The 7,240-nt window shown below is 43.0% G+C and carries 6 protein-coding genes; 4 read left to right on the top strand and 2 right to left on the bottom strand.

Annotation, left to right across the window (positions count from 1 at the left end; translation table 11 throughout):
- Nucleotides 1-1,434 (bottom strand): cytochrome-c oxidase, cbb3-type subunit I, encoded by a 1,434-nt coding sequence (gene ccoN / locus D9603_RS02450; protein ID WP_099028745.1) that lies wholly within the window; start codon nucleotides 1,432-1,434, stop codon nucleotides 1-3.
- Between the two features lie 350 nt (nucleotides 1,435-1,784).
- On the opposite strand from ccoN, the gene D9603_RS02455 reads away from it, so the two are divergent.
- Nucleotides 1,785-2,174, top strand: coding sequence for a hypothetical protein (locus D9603_RS02455; protein ID WP_241651556.1), 390 nt, complete (start codon nucleotides 1,785-1,787; stop codon nucleotides 2,172-2,174).
- The gene (locus D9603_RS02460) at nucleotides 2,171-2,647 is read left to right on the top strand and encodes a transcription elongation factor GreAB (protein WP_125253870.1); all 477 of its coding nucleotides are present in this window, start codon (nucleotides 2,171-2,173) and stop codon (nucleotides 2,645-2,647) included. Before D9603_RS02455 ends, D9603_RS02460 begins: the two co-directional genes overlap by 4 nt.
- Nucleotides 2,648-2,664: 17 nt before the next feature.
- Here the strand turns inward: D9603_RS02460 and D9603_RS02465 are convergent, their stop codons facing one another.
- A complete protein-coding gene (locus D9603_RS02465) occupies nucleotides 2,665-3,657 on the bottom strand; it encodes a helix-turn-helix domain-containing protein (protein ID WP_128729914.1) in 993 nt (330 codons plus the stop codon).
- A gap of 117 nt (nucleotides 3,658-3,774) precedes the next feature.
- Here D9603_RS02465 and D9603_RS02470 point away from each other — a divergent pair, with 117 nt between their 5' ends.
- Nucleotides 3,775-5,676, top strand: coding sequence for a beta-ketoacyl synthase (locus tag D9603_RS02470; RefSeq protein ID WP_128729915.1), 1,902 nt, complete (start codon nucleotides 3,775-3,777; stop codon nucleotides 5,674-5,676).
- Between the two features lie 148 nt (nucleotides 5,677-5,824).
- Nucleotides 5,825-7,150: a serine hydrolase gene (locus tag D9603_RS02475; RefSeq protein WP_128729916.1), complete on the top strand. Its 1,326-nt coding sequence runs from the start codon at nucleotides 5,825-5,827 to the stop codon at nucleotides 7,148-7,150.
- The last annotated feature ends 90 nt before the right edge of the window (nucleotides 7,151-7,240 follow it).

The raw sequence follows: 7,240 nt of genomic DNA on the forward strand, positions 1-7,240 counted from the left end.
TTAAGCCACTTGCGGGTTTGCATCAGTGGCTAATTGACCACTTTTTGCAGTAACCGTACGGAATACGTTGTAAGCCATTACTAGCATACCAACCACGATGAACACACCGCCTAGGAATCGCATAATATAGAAAGGCTTAGAAGCTTCTAGTGACTGAACAAAGCTGTACATTAATGTACCGTCAGCATTAACTGCACGCCACATTAGACCTTGCATAACACCAGAGATCCACATTGCAACGATGTAAAGTACAACACCTACTGTATGCAGCCAGAAGTGCGTATTAACTAGCTTGATGCTGTACATATTACCGTGACCAAATAGCGCAGGGATTAAGTGGTAAATTGCACCGATAGAAATCATAGCAACCCAACCTAGTGCACCTGAGTGTACGTGACCAACAGTCCAGTCGGTATAGTGAGAAAGTGCATTTACTGACTTGATTGCCATCATCGGACCTTCGAACGTAGACATACCGTAGAAAGATAGAGATACAACTAGGAAGCGCAGCACTGGGTCAGTACGTAGTTTGTGCCAAGCGCCAGATAGCGTCATGATACCGTTGATCATACCACCCCAAGAAGGAACGAATAAGATAACTGACATCACCATACCTAAAGATTGAGTCCAGTCAGGTAGCGCAGTGTAGTGTAAGTGGTGAGGACCTGCCCAAATATAAAGAGAAACAAGCGCCCAGAAGTGAACAACTGATAAACGGTATGAGTATACCGGACGACCAGCTTGTTTTGGTACGAAGTAGTACATCATACCAAGGAAGCCCGCAGTTAATAAGAAACCTACTGCGTTGTGGCCATACCACCATTGAACCATTGCATCTACAGCACCTGCGTAGATTGAATATGATTTAGTTAAAGATACAGGGATAGCCATGCTGTTTACAATGTGAAGCACTGCAACAGTAATGATGAAGCCAGCATAGAACCAGTTTGCTACATAGATGTGTGACACTTTACGCTTGATAAGAGTACCAAAGAATACTACAGCATAAGTAACCCATACTACTGCAATTGCGATATCAATTGGCCACTCTAGTTCAGCATATTCTTTAGAAGAAGTAATACCTAGAGGAAGCGTGATAGCCGCAGCTACGATAATGGCTTGCCAACCCCAAAAGGTAAATGCGGCAAGTTTGTCAGAGAACAGGCGCGTTTGACACGTGCGCTGAACAACATAGTAAGAGGTTGCAAATAGTGCACTTGTACCAAATGCAAAGATTACTGCGTTCGTGTGTAACGGACGAAGTCTAGAGTAAGTTAACCATGGAATGTCGAAGTTTAACGCAGGCCACGCAAGTTGCGCTGCGATAAATACACCTACACCCATGCCAACAATGCCCCAAATCACTGTCATGATAGCGAATTGGCGTACAACTTTATAATTGTACTCAGTTTGTGATGCTACTGTTTGGCTCATTTTCTGGATTCCGCTGCAATTTATTGCGATTAGAAATGAATTACCTGAATTACAGGCCCTAGTTATATTTCCTCAAGCCCGTCATGTTTTAACTCAAAATATGTGTGAAAACCTAACCAGCCCGAGAAACCTTTATTTTTGCGAGGAAATGATAATTTTTTTGCTTATGAAAAGATACCTAAAACGCCTAAAATTATGACATCAATCAAGTTTTCAAACGCTTTTTGTTCGCTTCTTAAGCAACCTAGCAATTCCCCCGAAACTTGCGTACACTGCGCAGGATTCAGAAGTGACGGTAAACCCCTATGGTTGTAAAGCAATTAACAATAGGATTGCTAGGTATTTTCCTCGTGGCCTGTTCAGACCCAAATATCATTATACATGAAAGTTCAGAAAAAAGTGAAAGTTCAGTAACAAGAAATGTCTGTAAATTTTCATCACCATGTAACTTAACACCTCAGGTCTCTATTTATCTGGGCTCTGGGCAGGTAGAACCTGAAACCGAATTTACCATAGGACTCAAAAGTGCGACTAAAGTAGTGGTGCACTCAGCTTGGTTGGAAGGTGAAAACATGAATATGGGCAGAATTCCAGTCTTCTTCGACGCAGACACACTAGAGGCCTCGACAATGGTTGGTATGTGTACGGATAAATCGATGCGTTGGATGTTACGTTTGGAATTGAGTGTGGACGGAGAACGGCTTTTCGCATCTCATGTTATTGCGGTTAACTATCGATGATTAAAACGGTTTTTATTGAGTATTTAAAATTTGCACTGGAACAAAAATTGATAGAAGCGACTGCTGCTGCAAACAGTGCTCGTGCAGATGCGACTCATGAACAAAGCGCTGCTGAAACCCAATATGACTCACTCAGCATTGAGTATGGTTATTTGGCTGAAGGGCAAAGCGAGCGCGTTGATGCAATGTATTTGGCAAAGCAACAGATCCTCAATCAGGTAAGTAATCCAGTTAGTAACACGATTACCTATAATGCGTTAGTTGCAATAGATGATGAACAAGGTGACCGCCATTGGTTTTATTTTGCACCAAGTGAAGGTGGTCTAAAAATTCAATATAAAGAGACCCCTGTACTTGTAATCACGTTTGACGCACCACTTGCAAAGCGCTTGCAAGGGCTTACCATCGATGATGATATTTCGTTTTTATTCAATGGTCAGGAACAAACTTTAACGGTGTCGCAAATTCTCTAGAGATTGCTGACAGCTATTTATGAGAACAGCTTTTTGCGTACTACGTCACGATACGTTGAAGGGGACTTGCCGATCAGCTGGCGAAACACACGACTCAATTGACCTTGAGAGTTGAACCCACAGGTCAGGGCAATATCCTGTATGGATAGATTACTACTGGCCAGTAGCTCTTTACACATTTCAACCCTTACTTGCTGTAAGTAGCCGACCGCTGTTTGGCCCGTAGCTTGTTTAAAACGGCGATTGAAGGTGCGATAACTCATATCAAACTGACTTGCTACAGCTGGTAAAGTGATCTCATCAGCGGCATTGTTCTTGAGCCAAAATTGGATTGCGGCGATCTGTTCGTCAGCATGACGGTCAACCGCACCTTCTAAATAGCGCTGCTCTTCATATGGTTTTCGGATCTCGTGGGAAAAGTTTTGCTGTACATGATGTGCCGCATCTGTGCCATATAACAGTTCTATAAGATGAACTATAACGTCTGCCAGCGCATTGAGACTGGCGATGGTGTAAATCCGCTCGGATTGCGTGATAAAGTAATCTGGTTTTAATTCGACATTAGGATAAAGCTGCGAGAATTGCTTGGCAAAATGCCAATGGGTTGTGGCTGAATGGCCGTTTAACAACCCTGAGCTGGCTAAAAAACACACCCCTGTACCAACACCAATTAAGGTGCTGCCTGCTTCCCACGCATCTGCGAGCGATGCGCTTAATTCTTGATTCTGTTTTACTATAGGTCGTGGATTACGCCAAATACTCGGTACGATAATATAGTCATACAAGGGTAATGCGCTAAAATCGCTTTGTGCTTCTAATGTGATGTATTCATCCGCTTTTATTGCCTCACCATGACTACTACAAAGCACAATGTCTAAAGGGGTATAAGCGTCTTTTAGATGTACTTTCGCAAAGGCTTGTCCCGCTTTTAGCATCTCCAATGGTAAAGTAACACTCGTAATGAGCATATGTCGATAAAGAACAATGGCGATTTTTGTACAAGGCTTCATCTGCTCCGACCTCTTTAAGTTGGCGAAAATTGATTTATATATGGCGTATTTTGATAAGAGCTATGTGAAAATGCAATTAAAATCACAGCATTATCTTAGTTCAGAAGTAGAAATAACATGACAGCATTGCCAATTATTGTAGGAATGGGGGGGATTAACGCCGCTGGGCGCACCTCTTTCCATCAAGGCTTTAAACGGATTGTACTCGACAAATTAGAGGCCAAAGACAGACAAGAAACATACTTAGGTCTTGCAAGCTTGATGAACTTAGTCCGTTTTATTGATGGTCAACTTGTAGATAACGACAACCAAGTAATAAGAGAATCTGAAGTTGAATCGCGTTTTGGTGAGCAGATCTTAGCGGGTACGTTAATTCGTAAGATCGAAAAAAATCACTTTGATGTTGATGCTACTCCTTGGCAGCAGAAACTGACAATGAAAACGAATAACGACAGTAAAATTGTATTTAACTGCCGCAAACGCGATTTACCTAATCCCACACCTGAGAGTTGGCAAATACTCGAACTCGATCCGAAAACAGTCGAAGTCACCATTACGGATCAAGTTGAAGTAAAACATGACAGCTACAGAGATAACCCGATTAAAGCTGCTGGACAATTACCAACAGGGTTTGATCCCGCGTTGATGTATAACAGTCGCTATCAGCCCAGAGGTTTGCAGGCTACGATTTTTGCCGCTACGGATGCTATCCGCTCAACTGGTCTAGAGTGGGAAAATGTGATGAACAGTGTACGCCCTGATCAAATAGGTACATATTCAGCGTCTATTGCAGGGCAAATGCACGATGAAGGGCTAGGGGGACTAGTTCGTAGCCGTTTACGTGGTGATAGGGTAAGCACCAAACAGCTAGCGCTCGGACTCAACACGATGTCCACTGATTTTATCAATGCGTATGTGACAGGAAGCGTTGGCACTACATTTACAACAACAGGCGCATGCGCAACCTTCCTATATAATTTACGCGCCGCGGTTAACGATATACAAGCAGGTCGGACTCGCGTAGCAATCGTTGCAAGTGTTGAATGTGCCATTACTCCTGAAATTATAGAGGGGTTTGGGAATATGGGAGCGCTGGCGAACGAAGAGGGGTTACGTAAACTTGATGGCACTGATGAAGTAAACTATCGTAAAACAAGCCGTCCTTTTGGCGAAAATTGCGGCTTCACTATCGGAGAAGGTGCTCAAGTGGCTATCTTAATGGATGATGCTTTAGCACTGGAATTAGGTGCCCATATTATGGGATCTGTAGCAGATGTGTTTGTCAATGCTGATGGGGTAAAGAAATCGATAACCGCCCCAGGTCCTGGCAACTATATTACTATGGCTAAATCAGTTGCACTTGCTCAACAAATTGCCGGTTCAGAGGCGTTAGCAAAACGTAGCTTTATTCTTGCCCATGGCTCAAGTACACCACAAAATCGTGTTACAGAGTCACTGATATATCATAAATTAGCACAAACGTTTTCGATCAATGGCTGGAAAGTTGCGGCGCCAAAAGCGTATGTTGGTCACACCATTGCGCCAGCTTCTGGCGATCAATTAGCAATGGCACTGGGGGTGTTTGAATACAATATCATGCCAGGGATCACAACCATTAGCGGTGTTGCTGATGATGTATATGACGAGCATCTAGATATTCGTACCGAGCACTATCATTGCGACCCTATGGATATAGCGTTTATAAATTCAAAAGGGTTTGGTGGAAATAACGCCACTGCGACTGTGTTTTCTCCTACACTCACTAAAAAGCTGATAAGTAAGCGTTATAGTCAAGAACAACTTACTGAATATGAGCAAAAATTAGGACAAACATCACAGCGGCAGGTTGCGTATCAATACGCCGCAGATCATGGTCAATTTGAGATTATTTATCGCTTTGGCGAGGGGATGATTGATGAATCTGCACTGGTGATAAGCGAACATGAACTGTCTATTCCAGGGTTTACACAAAGCATTCAATTGTGCTCACATAACCCCTATGCAGATTTGACCGAATAAATAAGACAAGAAAGATTAATGTTAAGCAAGCAAGGCGTACAGGATGTACGCCTTTTTTCGTCACAGAAATAAAGTTTGCTGAAGTGAGAAGCTGAGATTAAAGTTATAGCAATTGATGTTAATACACTTCCCCGAAAGGAATATCAGCATGCGAAAAATCAAAGGTAGCACTTTATTCTTGCCGCTACTGAGCACTTTACTTCTTATCTCCAGTAGTTACTCGGCTCACAGCAAACCGACATTGACAGCAGAGCAGTCTGATCCCAAGACTATGGCGTGGATGCAAGGTTTCCCGCCCAAACCAGATAAGCGGATAACGCAACCCGATAGTAACTTTTTTAGTTTTCCTAAATTGCGGTGGTCTGTGTGCAATATGAGAGCGCTCTTGCCAACAGAAAGCATAAAGCGTCAGATTGCTGGTTATCGGCCACTAGAGTTTGATTTACTAGCAGGTATTGACGATGTGACATTTTTACCATCAGGAAGTGACAAGGAGCTTACTTGGGAACAAAGCCTGAAAGCAAATTATACTGATGGCATCATAATTTTGCATCAAGGCAAAGTTGTCTATGAACGATACTTTGGCTGCTTAGATCAAACCCAAAATCATGCTGTTATGTCTATGACAAAATCGGTAACAGGCCTTATTGCTGAAATGCTCATCGCAAGGGGAAGGTTAGATGAGAACCTAATGGTATCCAGTATTATTCCTGAATTAAAAAATTCAGCTTTTGGCGGCGCAACCGTGCGCCAGGTGATGGATATGACAACTGCACTAGAATATAGTGAAAACTATGCAGATCCAAAAGCGGATATATGGCAGTACGCATTTGCAGCAAACCCGCTGCCAAAACCAAAAGGATATGAGGGGCCGCAAGGTTATTTTGAATACCTGCAAACGATTAAAGCAAGCGGTGAACATGGTGAATCGTTTGGGTACAAAACAGTAAATAGTGATGTACTAGGGTGGATTATTTCTCGTGTAACTGGGAAAAAGTACAACGAGGTGGTATCCGAGCTCTTGTGGCAACCCCTAGGTATGCAACAAGATGCAGACGTTACTGTTGATGGTCTCGGCACTCCTTTTGCTGGAGGCGGGATAAGTGCTAGCTTACGTGATATGGCAAGACTTGGCCTTACGATGTTAAATCAGGGGAAAGTGGCCGGTATACAAGTTATTGACAAAGCTGCTGTCGGTAGCATTGTTGCAGGTGGGTCTACCCAAGCTTTTGAGAAAGCGAGATTTTCCACTTTGCCAAATGGCAGCTACCGGAGTATGTGGTGGCACTTTCATAACCAATATGGCGCGTATGCTGCGCGTGGCGTACATGGGCAAACAATTTATATTGCACCAAAAGCTGAAATGGTTATTGTGCGCTTCGCATCACACCCAAGTGCAGGTAATAGCGTCATTGACCCGACTTCATTGCCTGCATACGCTGCAGTAGCGGAGTATTTGATGTCTAAAAATTAATGAGTGTTTGAGCAGCCTAGTAGGTAATACCAATTTGACTTAATACTTGCTCAATTTGAAGGAGTAAATCTGACGCTAACAGTGTAAAAA

This window comes from Pseudoalteromonas sp. PS5, assembly GCF_004103255.1.
GTDB classification, from domain to species: domain Bacteria; phylum Pseudomonadota; class Gammaproteobacteria; order Enterobacterales; family Alteromonadaceae; genus Pseudoalteromonas; species Pseudoalteromonas peptidolytica.

Bases quoted from the DNA above. Each gene is read 5' to 3' on its own strand.
- ccoN (WP_099028745.1), bottom strand. From the start codon at position 1,434: ATGAGCCAAACAGTAGCATCACAAACTGAGTACAATTATAAAGTTGTA.
- D9603_RS02460 (WP_125253870.1), top strand. From the start codon at position 2,171: ATGATTAAAACGGTTTTTATTGAGTATTTAAAATTTGCACTGGAACAA.
- D9603_RS02465 (WP_128729914.1), bottom strand. From the start codon at position 3,657: ATGAAGCCTTGTACAAAAATCGCCATTGTTCTTTATCGACATATGCTC.
- D9603_RS02470 (WP_128729915.1), top strand. From the start codon at position 3,775: ATGACAGCATTGCCAATTATTGTAGGAATGGGGGGGATTAACGCCGCT.
- D9603_RS02475 (WP_128729916.1), top strand. From the start codon at position 5,825: ATGCGAAAAATCAAAGGTAGCACTTTATTCTTGCCGCTACTGAGCACT.